Origin of the sequence: Phycicoccus mangrovi (genome assembly GCF_018729305.1) — a bacterium.
GTDB lineage: Bacteria > Actinomycetota > Actinomycetes > Actinomycetales > Dermatophilaceae > Phycicoccus > Phycicoccus jejuensis.
Genome location: NZ_JAHHWP010000019.1, coordinates 36,188 through 49,216 on the forward strand (window position 1 = coordinate 36,188; position 13,029 = coordinate 49,216).

Annotated in this window: 17 protein-coding genes; 11 read left to right on the top strand and 6 right to left on the bottom strand. The window is 73.1% G+C overall.

From position 1 onward, the window contains the following. Genes KMZ30_RS17045 through KMZ30_RS17055 form a run of 3 tightly spaced genes read right to left on the bottom strand, consistent with a single transcriptional unit; the run spans position 1 to position 2,426 of the window. Positions 1-924 (bottom strand): COX15/CtaA family protein, encoded by a 924-nt coding sequence (locus tag KMZ30_RS17045; protein ID WP_215511774.1) that lies wholly within the window; start codon positions 922-924, stop codon positions 1-3. 51 nt (positions 925-975) lie between these two features. Next, on the bottom strand, positions 976-1,719 hold the full coding sequence (locus KMZ30_RS17050) for an ABC transporter permease (RefSeq protein ID WP_215511773.1): 744 nt from the start codon (positions 1,717-1,719) through the stop codon (positions 976-978). Next, positions 1,716-2,426 carry an ABC transporter ATP-binding protein gene (locus KMZ30_RS17055; RefSeq protein WP_215511772.1) on the bottom strand — a complete coding sequence of 237 codons (711 nt, stop codon included), beginning with the start codon at positions 2,424-2,426 and terminating at the stop codon, positions 1,716-1,718. Before KMZ30_RS17055 ends, KMZ30_RS17050 begins: the two co-directional genes overlap by 4 nt. Positions 2,427-2,539: 113 nt before the next feature. Between KMZ30_RS17055 and pssA the strand changes: the two genes are divergently transcribed. The 10 genes from pssA to KMZ30_RS17105 all read left to right on the top strand — a co-directional run bounded on the left by pssA (position 2,540) and on the right by KMZ30_RS17105 (position 10,570). Further along, positions 2,540-3,502, top strand: coding sequence for a CDP-diacylglycerol--serine O-phosphatidyltransferase (gene pssA, locus KMZ30_RS17060; RefSeq protein ID WP_215511771.1), 963 nt, complete (start codon positions 2,540-2,542; stop codon positions 3,500-3,502). 75 nt (positions 3,503-3,577) lie between these two features. Beyond that, on the top strand, positions 3,578-4,270 hold the full coding sequence (locus KMZ30_RS17065) for a helix-turn-helix transcriptional regulator (protein ID WP_215511770.1): 693 nt from the start codon (positions 3,578-3,580) through the stop codon (positions 4,268-4,270). Further along, positions 4,267-5,688, top strand: a complete 1,422-nt coding sequence (sufB, locus tag KMZ30_RS17070) for a Fe-S cluster assembly protein SufB (RefSeq protein WP_215511769.1) — start codon at positions 4,267-4,269, stop codon at positions 5,686-5,688. Before KMZ30_RS17065 ends, sufB begins: the two co-directional genes overlap by 4 nt. Then, entirely contained in the window at positions 5,688-6,866 is a 1,179-nt protein-coding gene (gene sufD / locus KMZ30_RS17075) for a Fe-S cluster assembly protein SufD (RefSeq protein WP_215511768.1), read from the top strand. The genes sufB and sufD overlap by 1 nt, the downstream gene beginning before the upstream one ends. Continuing rightward, positions 6,863-7,204 (top strand): non-heme iron oxygenase ferredoxin subunit, encoded by a 342-nt coding sequence (locus KMZ30_RS17080; protein WP_242525649.1) that lies wholly within the window; start codon positions 6,863-6,865, stop codon positions 7,202-7,204. Before sufD ends, KMZ30_RS17080 begins: the two co-directional genes overlap by 4 nt. 8 nt (positions 7,205-7,212) lie before the next feature. Next, complete coding sequence (gene sufC / locus KMZ30_RS17085; RefSeq protein ID WP_215511767.1) at positions 7,213-7,977, top strand: Fe-S cluster assembly ATPase SufC; 765 nt, start codon at positions 7,213-7,215, stop codon at positions 7,975-7,977. 1 nt (position 7,978) lies between these two features. Beyond that, a complete protein-coding gene (locus KMZ30_RS17090) occupies positions 7,979-9,274 on the top strand; it encodes a SufS family cysteine desulfurase (protein ID WP_215511766.1) in 1,296 nt (431 codons plus the stop codon). Beyond that, on the top strand, positions 9,274-9,720 hold the full coding sequence (gene sufU / locus KMZ30_RS17095; protein ID WP_207021826.1) for a Fe-S cluster assembly sulfur transfer protein SufU: 447 nt from the start codon (positions 9,274-9,276) through the stop codon (positions 9,718-9,720). The genes KMZ30_RS17090 and sufU overlap by 1 nt, the downstream gene beginning before the upstream one ends. After that, the gene (locus KMZ30_RS17100; RefSeq protein WP_030528416.1) at positions 9,717-10,043 is read left to right on the top strand and encodes a metal-sulfur cluster assembly factor; all 327 of its coding nucleotides are present in this window, start codon (positions 9,717-9,719) and stop codon (positions 10,041-10,043) included. Before sufU ends, KMZ30_RS17100 begins: the two co-directional genes overlap by 4 nt. Before the next feature lie 2 nt (positions 10,044-10,045). After that, positions 10,046-10,570: an acVLRF1 family peptidyl-tRNA hydrolase gene (locus KMZ30_RS17105; protein ID WP_215511765.1), complete on the top strand. Its 525-nt coding sequence runs from the start codon at positions 10,046-10,048 to the stop codon at positions 10,568-10,570. A 94-nt stretch (positions 10,571-10,664) separates the two neighbouring features. Here the strand turns inward: KMZ30_RS17105 and KMZ30_RS17110 are convergent, their stop codons facing one another. Further along, complete coding sequence (locus tag KMZ30_RS17110) at positions 10,665-11,078, bottom strand: PPOX class F420-dependent oxidoreductase (protein ID WP_215511764.1); 414 nt, start codon at positions 11,076-11,078, stop codon at positions 10,665-10,667. Between the two features lie 32 nt (positions 11,079-11,110). After that, entirely contained in the window at positions 11,111-11,455 is a 345-nt protein-coding gene (locus tag KMZ30_RS17115; protein ID WP_215511763.1) for a VOC family protein, read from the bottom strand. A 144-nt stretch (positions 11,456-11,599) separates the two neighbouring features. Between KMZ30_RS17115 and KMZ30_RS17120 the strand changes: the two genes are divergently transcribed. Then, entirely contained in the window at positions 11,600-12,028 is a 429-nt protein-coding gene (locus KMZ30_RS17120; RefSeq protein WP_215511762.1) for an iron chaperone, read from the top strand. 4 nt (positions 12,029-12,032) lie between these two features. On the opposite strand, the gene ypfJ is transcribed toward KMZ30_RS17120, so the two are convergent. After that, a complete protein-coding gene (gene ypfJ / locus KMZ30_RS17125) occupies positions 12,033-12,956 on the bottom strand; it encodes a KPN_02809 family neutral zinc metallopeptidase (RefSeq protein WP_215511761.1) in 924 nt (307 codons plus the stop codon). Between the last annotated feature and the right edge of the window lie 73 nt (positions 12,957-13,029).

Below are 13,029 nucleotides of genomic sequence, written 5' to 3' on the forward strand. Positions count from 1 at the left end.
TCAGGCGGTGAGGGCGGCGTCGCGCCGGCGCGCAGCCGGCGTGCCCGGCACGAGCACCCCGCGGGACAGGAGCAGGACGCGCGTGGCGGCGGCGACGAGCACGGCGGCCCCGAGCAGGTGCAGCGCGACGAGCGGGATGGGCAGACCGGTCCAGTACTGCGCGAAGCCGATCGCACCCTGGGCGAGCTCGACGACGAGCAGCGTCGTGACCGGGCCGCGCAGGGCCGTGCCGCGCGAGCCCCACCAGAGGACGACCGTCACGGCGACGAGGGCGTAGACACCCACGGCGTGCACGTGGCTCCACACCTGCGGGTCCAGGCCGTTGCGCGGGGCGTCGGCATCGCCCGCGTGCGGGCCGCTGCCGGTGACGACGGTGCCGAGGTAGACGACGACCCAGACGAGCACCTGCATGAGGAGGGTCGCGCGCCGCAGACCCGGCGCCGCGGGCGTCCCGAGCCGGTCCGTGACGCGCAGGAGCAGCCACACCGACCCGGCGACGAGCAACAGCGAGAGGAGGAGGTGGATCGCGACGACCCACGGGTTGAGCTGGGTGAGCACGGTGATGCCGCCGACGACGCCCTGGAAGGGGATGCCGAACGCCAGCAGGAACGCGTGGACCCGCAGCGACCGGCTCGTGCGGCTCCAGCGCCAGACGGCGACGAAGGTCAGCACGGCGACGGCGATGAGGACGTAGGTGAGCAGCCGGTTGCCGAACTCGATGACCCCGTGCGCGCCGAGCTCGCGGTGCGGCACGAACGACTCGTCGGTGCAGCGCGGCCACGTCGGGCAGCCGAGGCCGGAGCCGGTGAGGCGCACGAGCGCCCCCGTGACGATGATGACGGTGTTCGCCACGAGGCTCGCCCAGGCCCAGCGACGGACCGTCCGGGTCGAGACCTCGCCGGTGACGAGGGGGAGGGGGCTCACGCGTCAGATGCTACGACGGGCCGTCGTGGCCGACCGAACCCGCTCGGCCGTTCAGCCGGACCAGCGGAACCAGCGCACGGCGGCGGCGCCGGCCGCCGCGCCCCACGCGAGGAGGACGGCCCACTGCCCCCACGGCCAGCCGCCGGCGACGAGGGCCACGCGGGTCGCGTCCCCGAGGGCGCCGGAGGGCAGGGCCGCGGCGACGCCCGCGAGCGCGCCCGGCAGCCGGTCGGTCGGCACGAGCACGCCGAGACCGAGGAGGACGACCCACGCGAGGTTGGCGATCGCGAGCACGGCCTCGGCCCGGACCGTGCCCGCGAGGAGCAGGGCGAGACCGACGAAGGTCGCCGTCCCCAGGAGCAGCGTGACGAGGCCGGGGAGCAGACCGCCCGTCGGGGGACGCCAGCCGAGCGCGAGGCCCAACGCGCCGAGCACCACGACCTGCACGGCGAGCACCGTGAGGACAGCCAGCGCCTTGCCGGCGAGCAGCCCACCGCGCCCGAGCGGTGTCGTGCCGAGCATCCGCAGCACGCCGGAGCGACGGTCGAAACCGGTCGAGATGGCCTGCCCCGTGAACGCGGTGGAGACGACGGCGAGGGCCAGCGCCCCGGCGGCGGCGAGGTCGACCCGGCGGCCGGGGCCGAGGTCCGGGACGGACGCCAGCGCGAGCCCCGCGAGCGCGAGGGCGGGGAGCACGACGGACACCAGCAGCTGCTCGCCGTTGGCCAGCAGCACCCGGCTCTCGAAGCGGGCCTGCGCGAGCACCCGGCCGCGCGGCGCGGTGGGCGCGCTCACGACGCCTCCCGGCGGGTGAGGGAGAAGTAGACGTCCTCGAGCGACCGGTCGCCGCGCACCTCGGGGAGCGGCCCGTCGGCGACGACCCGTCCGCCGGCCATGACGACGACGTCGTCGGCGAGCCGCTCGGCCTCCTCGAAGGAGTGGGTCGTCACGACGACGGAGACACCTCGCTCGGCCTCCGCGCGCACGAGGTCCCAGACGTCGAGGCGGGCGTGCGGGTCGAGCCCGGCGGTCGGCTCGTCGAGGAAGAGGACCTCGGGCCGTCCGACGAGCGCGGCGGCCAGCGCCACGCGCTGCCGCTGGCCACCGGACATCCGGCGGACCGTCGTGCGGGCGAACTCGTGGATGCCGAGCCGCTCGGCGAGCTCGGCGACGGGGCGCGGCTCGCGGTGCAGGGCGGCGAGGTGGTGCAGGAGCGGCAGGGGGCGGACGGTCGTCGGGAGGCCTCCGTCCTGGAGCATGACGCCGACGGCGGCGCGGTGGGCGGCGTCGGCGTGCCAGGGGTCGGTGCCGAGGACGCGGACCTCGCCGGCATCCGGGCGCTGCAGGCCCTCGAGGCACTCGACGGTCGTCGTCTTGCCGGCGCCGTTGGGGCCGAGGAGCGCGGTGACGCGCCCCGCGGCGGCCGTCCAGGAGGCCCCGTCGACCGCGGTCGTCGTGCGGAACACGCGCCGCAGCTCACGCACGAGGACAGCGGCCGCCATGCCCGGCATCCTAGGGTGGGGGCCATGCCACGCATCGACCGGGAGGCCGGGCCCGCCACGTCGCCCACCGAGACGACAGGCCCGGACGCGGGCACCGGCCACGAGGGGGAGCGATGAGCAGCGATGGGTCCGACACGAGCACGGGCCGCCGGCGGATCCTCGACCGCTGGCGCCTCGTCTCGCCGACCGGCGCCCGGGTCGTGTCGCTGCGCCAGCTGCCCAAGCGCGAGCGCGCCCGGCTCCTCGCCCCGAGCACCTTCACGACGCTCAACATGGTGAGCGGCTTCTCGTCGGTGCTGCTCGCGTTCCGGGGGCACTTCACCCTGGCGGCGGTCCTCATCGCCTTCTCGATCGTCATGGACATCGCCGACGGCTTCGTCGCGCGCCTGGTCGGGGCGACCTCGCCGTTCGGCCTCCAGCTCGACTCCCTGGCCGACCTCATCTCCTTCGGGGTGGCGCCGGCCGTCCTCGTCCACACCTGGGCCCTGCGCGACTGGCCGGTGCTCGCGTGGCTCGTCGCCTTCCTCTGGCTCTCGTGCGCGGCGTTCCGCCTCGCCCGGTTCAACGTGACGATCGACCCCGCCGCCGACAAGCGCTACTTCGTCGGGCTGCCGTCCCCGGGCGCCGCGAGCGTCGTCATCGCGACGATCTTCGCCCTCGACTCCCCGTTCTTCGGCCCGGGCACCGGACCGTGGCAGGCGTGGTTCCCGCTGCTCGTCAGCGTCGTCCCCGCCTTCCTCATGGTGATGACGATCCGCTTCCGGTCCTTCCGCAACCTGCTCCAGCCCACGACGCCGGGCGCCCGGCTGACGACGGGTCTCGTCGCGGCCGCCATCGTCATCGGGCTCGTCGTGGCCCCGGGCCTCACCGGGATCGTCGTCGCCTACGGGTACGTCCTCACCGCCCCGCTCGGCGTGCTCACCGCGCCGCTGCGCGAGCGGCTGCTCGGGTCCGAGTCGGTCGCCCCGCCGCGCCGCCGGATGCAGTCGGTCTTCCTCCCGATCGAGGGCGACGACGAGCTCGACGGCCCGGACCCCGACGACGCCTGCGACGAGCCGGGCGCCGCCTCCGCCTGACCGCGCCTGCCCCCTCGTGGAGGGTTAGGCGACCCTTCCTTGGACGTCGTCGGAGCAATTACCTAACATGGGTGTGTGGTTAATCCCGCAGCCTCCGTCGACGAGTCGCGCACGCGCGACCGGGTGCTGCGTGTCGTGAGCCAGGAGGGCCCGGTGAGCATCACCGCCCTCGTCGAGCGGCTCGGCCTCACCGAGACCGCCGTGCGGCGCCACGTCGACAACCTCTTCGCCGAGGGCCTCGTCCACGCCCGCGACGCCGCCGGCCCGCGCCGGCGCGGCCGCCCCGCCAAGGAGTGGCTCCTCACCGACGCCGGCCACCGCGCTCTGGCGTCCGACTACGACGACCTCGCCGGGGAGGCGCTGCGCTTCCTGCGCCGCACCGGCGGCGAGCACGCGGTCCAGGCCTTCGCCGAGGAGCGCGTCGCCCACCTCGAGGCCCGGCTCGCCGGGCGCCTCGACGACGCGGGGCAGGACGTGCGCTCGCGCGCCGACGCCCTCGTCGACGCCCTGAGCACCGAGGGCTACTCGGCCTCCGCCCGCCCGGTGGGAACACCCGGCGGCCCGGCGGCCTTGACCGGTGTGCAGCTGTGCCAGGGTCACTGCCCGGTCCAGCACGTCGCGAGCGAGTTCCCCGAGCTGTGCGAGGCCGAGACCGAGGCGTTCTCCCGTCTCCTCGGCGTCCACGTCCAGCGCCTGGCGACCCTCGCCCACGGCGACCACGTCTGCACCACGTTCGTCCCGACCCCTACCGAGAGGCCATCGCGATGACGAGCCACATCGAAGAGCTCAACCCGGGTCTGAAGGACCTCGGCACCTACGAGTACGGGTGGGCCGACAGCGACACCGCGGGCTCCACCGCGCGCCGCGGCCTGTCGGAGGAGGTCGTCGCCGACATCTCCGACCGCAAGAGCGAGCCGCAGTGGATGAAGGACCTGCGGATGAAGTCGCTGCGGCTGTTCGACAAGAAGCCGATGCCGAGCTGGGGCAGCGACCTCACCGGTATCGACTTCCAGAACATCAAGTACTTCGTGAAGTCCACCGAGAAGCAGGCGACCTCCTGGGAGGACCTGCCCGAGGACATCAAGAACACCTACGACAAGCTCGGCATCCCCGAGGCCGAGAAGCAGCGCCTCGTCGCCGGCGTCGCCGCGCAGTACGAGTCGGAGGTCGTCTACCACCAGATCCGCGAGGACCTGGAGGAGAAGGGCGTCATCTTCGTCGACACCGACACCGGCCTGCGCGAGCACGAGGACCTCTTCCGCGAGTACTTCGCCTCGGTCATCCCGGCCGGCGACAACAAGTTCGCCGCGCTCAACACCGCCGTGTGGTCGGGCGGCTCGTTCATCTACGTCCCGCCGGGCGTCCACGTCGACATCCCGCTCCAGGCCTACTTCCGCATCAACACCGAGAACATGGGCCAGTTCGAGCGGACGCTGATCATCGCCGACGAGGGCTCGTACGTGCACTACGTCGAGGGCTGCACCGCGCCGATCTACAAGTCGGACTCGCTGCACTCCGCGGTCGTCGAGATCGTCGTCAAGAAGAACGCCCGCGTGCGCTACACGACGATCCAGAACTGGTCGAACAACGTCTACAACCTCGTCACCAAGCGCGCCACGTGCGCCGAGGGCGCGACGATGGAGTGGATCGACGGCAACATCGGCTCCAAGGTGACGATGAAGTACCCGGCGGTCTTCCTCCTCGGTGAGCACGCCCGGGGCGAGACGCTGTCCATCGCTTTCGCCGGCGAGGGCCAGCACCAGGACGCCGGCTCGAAGATGGTCCACGCCGCCCCGAACACGAGCAGCTCGATCGTCTCCAAGTCCGTCGCCCGCGGCGGTGGCCGCACCTCCTACCGGGGCCTGGTCCAGGTGATGGAGGGCGCGACCGGCTCGAAGAGCTCGGTCGTCTGCGACGCGCTGCTCGTCGACACGATCAGCCGCTCCGACACCTACCCCTACGTCGACATCCGCGAGGACGACGTCCAGATGGGCCACGAGGCCACGGTCTCCAAGGTCTCCGAGGACCAGCTCTTCTACCTCATGTCGCGTGGCATGTCCGAGGAGGAGGCGATGGCGATGATCGTGCGCGGCTTCGTCGAGCCGATCGCCAAGGAGCTGCCCATGGAGTACGCCCTCGAGCTGAACCGCCTCATCGAGCTGCAGATGGAAGGAGCAGTCGGCTGATGCCGTTGCTGACCCCCCAGCGCCCCACCGAGGGCGCCCACACCCACAGCGCCGCGACGATGGTCCCGGACCAGTCGCGCGCCGAGCGCACGGCGTCCTTCGACGTCGACGCGTTCCCGGTCCCGCACGGGCGCGAGGAGGAGTGGCGCTTCACGCCGGTCGACCGGCTCGGCACCTTCTTCCGCGACGAGGCCACCGGCGAGTGCCTGACCTGGGAGGAGAGCCTCCCCGAGGGCGTCACCGTCTCGACCCTCCCCGTCTCCGACTGGCAGGCGCTCGGTGTTCCCGCGCCGCAGGACCGGGCGGCCGCCGTCGCCGCCGCGCACAGCGGTGGCGTGGCGCTCGTCGACGTCCCGGCCGAGGCCGAGCTCGCCGAGCCGGTGCGGCTGCGCCTGACCGGCGGCGAGCAGGGCCTCGTCCACGGGCACGTCACCGTGCGCGTCGGCCGCTTCGCGAAGGCCACGGTCCTCCTCGAGCACGACGGCACCGCGGACTACTCCGAGGTGCTCACCGTCCTCGCCGGCGACGGCTCGGACGTCACGCTCGTCTCGGTCCAGGAGTGGGACGACGCCTCGCACCACCTCGGCCAGCACGACGTCGTCGTCGGCCGCGACGCCCGCGTCCGGCACATCGCCGTGACGCTCGGCGGCGGGGTCGTCCGGCTGAACACGAACGCCACGTACGCCGGCCCCGGCGGCTCGTTCGAGGGGCTCGGCGTCTACTTCGCCGACGCGGGCCAGCACCTCGAGCACCGGCTCTTCGTCGACCACGAGGCGCCGCACTGCCGCAGCAACGTCGAGTACAAGGGCGCGCTCCAGGGCGAGACCGCCCGGACCGTCTGGGTCGGCGACGTCCTCATCCGCGCCGCGGCCGAGGGCACCGACACCTACGAGCTCAACCGCAACCTGCTGCTCACCGACGGCGCTCGCGCCGACTCGGTGCCCAACCTCGAGATCGAGACCGGCGAGATCGAGGGGGCCGGGCACGCCTCGGCCACCGGCCGGTTCGACGACGAGCAGCTCTTCTACCTCATGGCGCGCGGCATCCCGGAGGACGAGGCCCGTCGCCTCGTCGTCCGCGGGTTCTTCGCGAGCGTCGTCGGCCGCATCGGCGTCCCCGAGGTGCAGGAGCGCCTCATGGACGCCATCGAGCGCGAGCTCGCCGGGGGCGCCGCGTGAGCGAGCAGCTGACCGAGGAGGGCTTCACCTACGTCTGCCGGCTCGACGAGCTGCCGGCCGTCGGGGCCGCCCTCGCCGAGATCGAGGGGCGCCGCGTCTCGATCGTCCGCACCGAGGACGGCGCCGTCCACTGCGTCGACGACACGTGCAGCCACGCCAACGTCTCGCTCTCCGAGGGCGAGCTCGACGGCTGCACGCTCGAGTGCTGGCTCCACGGCTCGCGCTTCGACCTGCGCACCGGCGAGCCGACCGGCCCGCCCGCCATCGCCCCCATCGCCGTCCACACCGTCCGCACCGAGGGTGACGACGTCTTCGTCGCCCTGTCCGAGGAGCTCTGACCCCACGTATGTCCACCCTTGAGATCAAGGACCTGCACGTCACCGTCGAGACCGAGCAGGGCACCAAGGAGATCCTCCGCGGTGTCACCCTGACCATCGAGTCCGGCCAGACCCACGCCATCATGGGCCCCAACGGCTCGGGCAAGTCGACGCTCGCCTACTCGATCGCCGGTCACCCGAAGTACACCGTCACCTCGGGCACCGTCACGCTCGACGGCGAGGACGTCCTCGCGATGAGCGTCGACGAGCGCGCCCGCGCCGGCGTCTTCCTCGCGATGCAGTACCCCGTCGAGGTCCCCGGCGTCACCGTCTCGAACTTCCTGCGGACCGCCAAGACCGCCGTCTCCGGCGAGGCCCCGAAGCTGCGCACCTGGGTCAAGGACGTCAAGGACGCCATGGGCAACCTGCGCATGGACCCGGCGTTCGCCGAGCGCAACGTCAACGAGGGCTTCTCGGGCGGCGAGAAGAAGCGCCACGAGATCCTCCAGATGGAGCTGCTGCGGCCGAAGTTCGCCGTCCTCGACGAGACCGACTCCGGCCTCGACGTCGACGCGCTGCGCATCGTCTCCGAGGGCGTCAACCGCGCTAAGGAGTCGACCGGCTCCGGCGTCCTCCTCATCACGCACTACACGCGCATCCTGCGCTACATCCAGCCCGACTTCGTCCACGTCTTCGTCGACGGCCGGATCGCCGAGCAGGGCGGCCCGGAGCTCGCCGAACGCCTCGAGGCCGAGGGCTACGACCGCTTCCTCCCGGCGACCACCGAGGCCTGACATGGCCGCCGCCCCCTTCACCGGCGAGGAGCTGGCCCGGCTGCGGGCCGACTTCCCGATCCTGTCGCGCACCGTGCGCGGGGGGCACCCGCTGGTCTACCTCGACTCCGGGGCCACCTCGCACAAGCCGACCGCCGTCCTCGACGCGGAGCGGCACTTCTACGAGCACACGAACGCCGCCGTGCACCGCGGGGCGCACCAGCTCTCCGAGGAGGGCACGGACGCCTACGAGTCGGCCCGCGAGACCATCGCCCGCTTCATCGGCGCACAGGCCTCCGAGGTCGTCTTCACCCGCAACGCCACCGAGGCGCTCAACCTCGTCGCCTACGCCTTCACGAACGGGGCGCACGGCGGCGGGGGCGGCCACGGCGACCGGTTCGCGCTGCGTCCGGGCGACGAGGTGCTCGTCACCGAGATGGAGCACCACGCCAACCTCATCCCGTGGCAGGAGGCGTGCCGCCGCACCGGCGCGACCCTGCGCTGGGTGCCGGTCACCCCGGACGGCCGGCTCGACCTCACCGACCTCGACTCCCTCCTCACCGAGCGGACCAAGGTCTTCGCGTTCACGCACGTCTCGAACGTCCTCGGCACGGTCAACCCGGTGCGCGAGCTCGCCGAGCGCGCGCACGCCGTCGGGGCCCTCGCGGTCCTCGACGCCTGCCAGTCGGTGCCGCACCTGCCGCTCGACGTCACCGACCTCGGCGTCGACCTGCTCGCGTACTCGGGTCACAAGATGTTCGGCCCGCTCGGCGTCGGCGTCCTCTGGGGCCGCCCGGAGCTCCTCGACGAGATGCCGGTGTTCCTCACCGGCGGCTCGATGATCGAGACCGTGACGATGGAGTCGGCCACCTACGCGCCGGTGCCGCAGAAGTTCGAGGCCGGCGTGCCGGTCGCGGCCCAGGCCGTCGGGCTCGCCGCCGCGTGCGACTACCTCACGGCCCTCGGGATGGACCGCGTCCACGCCCACGAGCAGATGCTCACCGAGCGCCTGCTGCGCGGGCTGGCCGAGCGTCCGTGGGTCACCGTCCTCGGGCCGGCCGACCTGCGCGAGCGCGGCGGCGCCGTCGCGTTCGCCGTCGACGGCGTGCACCCGCACGACGTCGGCCAGGTGCTCGACGACCGCGGCGTCGAGGTGCGCGTCGGCCACCACTGCGCGTGGCCGCTGCACCGGACGCTCCGCGTGCCGGCCAGCACCCGGGCGAGCTTCGCCGCCTACACCACCCCCGGCGAGGTCGACGCGCTCCTCGAGGCGCTCGACCGCGTGCCGGCGATCTTCGGGACGGAGGTGCCCGCCTGATGGACCTCTACCAGGAGCTCATCCTCGACCACTCGAAGAAGCCCGTGAACCACGGTCTGCGCGAGCCGTTCGAGGGCGAGAGCCACCAGGTCAACCCCACGTGCGGCGACGAGGTGACCCTCCGGGTGCATCTCGTCGGCGAGGGGCCCGACGCGGTCGTCGAGGACGTCTCGTACGACTCGATGGGCTGCTCGATCAGCGTGGCCTCCGCGTCGATCCTCGCCGAGGAGCTGACCGGCGGCACCGTCGCCCACGCCCGCGACACCTACGAGGCGATGCGGGCGATGCTCACGAGCAAGGGTGAGGACCCCGGCGACGAGGACGTCATCGGCGACGGCGTCGCCCTGTCCGGGGTCGCCAAGTACCCCGCCCGCGTCAAGTGCGCCCTCCTCTCGTGGGCCGCGTTCACCGATGCCCTGTACAAGGCCGAAGGAGCCCAGCAGTGACCGACACCGCAACCCCCGCCAACGTGGCGGACGTCGAGGAGGCCCTGCGCGACGTCGTCGACCCCGAGCTCGGGATCAACGTCGTCGACCTCGGCCTCGTCTACGGGATCACCGTCGACGGCCAGAACCACGCCGTCATCGACATGACCCTCACCTCGGCGGCCTGCCCCCTCACCGACGTCATCGAGGACCAGACGGCGGCCTCGCTCGAGGGCCTCGTCGCGTCCTACCGCGTCAACTGGGTCTGGATGCCCCCGTGGGGCCCGGACAAGATCACCGACGACGGTCGCGAGCAGCTGCGCGCCCTGGGCTTCAACATCTGAGCGTGACCACGCGCGTCGTCGAGGTCGCGCCCGGGCGGTACGACCGCTGGCGGGCGCGCTTCGACGAGAGCAACGGCGCCGACGGCCCCCAGCGGGTCGTCGGCGTCGACCGTCTCGACGCCGACCCGCTGGCGCTGCTCCTCGTGCGCCGCGGCGGCTACGCCGTGGGGGTCGCGGTGGGGGAGAGGCTGACCCAGCACAAGGTCGGCAGCCGCTACGTGCAGTCGCGCACGGCGGCCGGCGGCTGGAGCCAGCAGCGCTTCGCCCGGCGCCGGGCCAACCAGGCGGACGAGCTCGTCGGGGCGGTCACCGCGCACGCCGTGCGGCTGCTCGGGGGGTCGGGGGCGGCGGGGCTCGTCGTCGGCGGTGACCGCTCGCTCGCGGAAGCCGTCCTCGAGGACCCGCGGCTGCGCGGCCTCGTCGGGCTGCCGCGGCGGGAGCTCTACGACCTCCCCGACCCGCGGCTGGTCGTGCTCCAGACCGCGCTCGAGCGCGCCCGCGCCGTGCGCGTCACCATCGAGGAGTAGCGGCACGGTTGCCGGCGCCCTCGATGGCGCCGGAAGGGGGGTGATCACCCCGAGTTCGACGCCACCAAGGGCGCCGTGGACCGCGCCGCGGCGATCAGGGCGTGGTGTCGCCCGGCGTGATGCGCAGGACGACGCGGTCGGTGTGACCACGGCGCATCACCCGCTCGATGCCCATGACGAGGCGGAACTGGAACCCGTACTCGGCCCGCAGAACGTCGTGCGCGTGGCCGACACCGGCATCGTCCTCGACCAGCTGGGCCCGCCCGGTGGCGACGGGCGCGTCCGGTTCGACCCGTCCGCGGCGCGAGCACGGGCGCATCTCGACGCGCGGGTCGCGGCGCAGCCGCTTGACCTTGCCGCTGCCCGAGGGCGTCGTCACGAGGAGCGACCCGTCGGCGTCGGGCGCCACCCACACGGGCGTCGCGACGGGCGCACCCGATCGGCGGAAGGTGGTGAGCGAGACGAAGTCCGCCGCGCCGACGGTGGTCCAGGTGCGTACGTCGGTCATCCGGCCAGCCTGTCACGCGCCGGCGGCCGTGCTCACGCGTGGTGCTGGGCGATGTCGACGACGACGCCACCCGGAGCCCGCACGAAGAACCGCCGCACGCCCCAGGTCTCGGTGACGAGCGGGTGCACGACCTCGACCCCCGCGGCGAGGACCTCGGCCCAGGCCGCGTCGACGTCGTCGACCTTCACGGTGAGCGCCGAGTCCTCGGGGGCGGTGGCGTCGCGGGTGACCAGCTGCACGTGGGCGCCGGTGGCCGGGTCCGTGCAGCGGGTCACCCAGTCGAGCCCCATCTCCTCCGTGGCGAGCCCCACGACCCCGGTCCAGAAGGCCGTCGCCTCCTCGAGGTCCGGGACCCGCAGGTTGGGTGTGACGGCCATGACGCGCACGGTGTTCTCCTCGGGTCGGGACCCCCATCGTGAGCGCTCCTCGGCGGGCTGTCATGCGGTGAACCTCGACGAGCGCGGTTCGGCGGGAGCAGGATGGGCCGCGCACGCACGGCACGACGACACCGAGGGGTGGACATGGCAGGCACGACGGGTGGGTTCACGGCCGAGGAGAAGGCGGCGATGAAGGCGCGGGCCGCCGAGGCGCGGGCGGCCAAGAAGGGGGCCAAGGCCGAGGAGGAGCGGCAGGCGCTCCTGGACGCCATCGCGAAGATGGACGCGGGCGACCGCGAGCTGTGCACACGCCTGCACGAGGTGATCACCTCCGCCGCACCGGATCTTGCTCCGAGAACTTGGTATGGCATGCCGGCGTACGCGAAGGACGGCAAGGTCCTGCTGGCCGTCAAGAACTCGGGCAAGTTCGGGCAGCGCTACTCGAGCCTGGAGTTCCAGGACGTCGCCGCGCTCGACGACGGCACGCTCTGGCCGGTCGCCTGGGCCGTGACCACCCTGACCGCCGAGGGCGAGGAGCAGGTCGCCGCCCTGGTACGCCGAGCGGTGGGCTGACGCCTCAGCCCTCGACCGAGGCGACCGCGAAGGTGTCGCACTGGTTGAGGTCGCCGGTGCGGTAGCCCTGGAGGAACCACTTCTGCCGGGAGGCGCTCGAGCCGTGCGTCCACGACTCGGGCGAGACCCGACCGGTCGCGGCCTCCTGGATGCGGTCGTCGCCGACGGCCGACGCCGCCGAGAGGGCCGACTCGATGTCGGCGTCGGTCAGGGGCTTCAGGAACGGCGTGCCGGTGTCCTCGTCGGGCACCTGCGACGCGTGCTGCGTCCAGACGCCGGCGAGGCAGTCGGCCATGAGCTCGATGCGGACGCCGTTGGACTCCGGCCCGGTGCCGCCCTGCTGCGCCTTGCCGAGCAGCCCGAGCTGGTCCTGCAGCGCGTGCCCGTACTCGTGGGCGACCACGTACTCCTGCGCGAGCGCGCCGTCGTCCGCGCCGAACCGGGTGCTGAGGATCTCGAAGAAGCTCGCGTCGATGTACACGGACTTGTCGAGCGGGCAGTAGAAGGGCCCGACCTGGTTGCTCGCCGTGCCGCACGCCGACTGCGTCGCGCCCGAGTACAGCACCGTCGGCGTCTCCTGCCACTCGCGCTTGTAGCGCGGGAGCTCGCCGGCCCAGAACGCCTGCACCGAGTTGACCGTCCCGATGACCCGGCAGGTGTCGCTGCGGTTGGCGTCGGCGCCGGTCCTGCACTCCTGGAACGCCGCGGGGTCGACCTCGCCGCCGGCCTGCACCTGCCCGGGCGCGGCCTGGCCGCTGCCGCCGGTCGGGAGCTGCGAGGGGTCGATGCCGAAGACGAGCGCGAGGATGAGCACGACGATGCCGCCGAGCCCGCCGCCGACGACGAGCCCGCCCGGGCCACCCGACCCGCCGCCGCCACCGGAGCGGACCTGCGAGGTGTCGAGGGTGACGTCGTCGTTGAAGCTCATCGCACTGCCTCCGTGGTCGGGCCGTTCCGGAGCAGCGTCCGGCGCGACCTAGACTAGGGGGAGCCCGGGCGGC